This window comes from Vaccinium witches'-broom phytoplasma str. VAC (assembly GCF_000309405.1).
Classification (GTDB): domain Bacteria; phylum Bacillota_I; class Bacilli_A; order Acholeplasmatales; family Acholeplasmataceae; genus Phytoplasma.
The window spans coordinates 1-230 of record NZ_AKIN01000136.1; the positions used below are offsets into that span (position 1 = coordinate 1).

The 230-nt window shown below is 25.2% G+C and carries 1 pseudogene; it reads right to left on the bottom strand.

The features are described 5' to 3' along the window. Positions 1 to 29: 29 nt before the first annotated feature. Positions 30 to 230, bottom strand: a pseudogene (locus RI68_RS02225) (sigma-70 family RNA polymerase sigma factor); the annotation flags it as partial.

A 230-nucleotide genomic window follows, 5' to 3' on the forward strand; every position in this document is an offset into this window, starting at 1 on the left:
TTAACGTCATTACGGACGAACGATAGGTTTTAACGTTTTTTTAATTTTTTGATAGCGATGTTTTTAATATTTTCTACTTGTTTTAAAGATAAATTGAGTTTTTCAACGATTTCGGAGTTGATATAACATCTTTGATAATCTTCATTAATATTCTCTAAAGGAACACCAAAACTTAAATGGATAATTTTGAATTCGGTTTCGCTTAATTTAGCTTTCATTTTTTTTAAAAA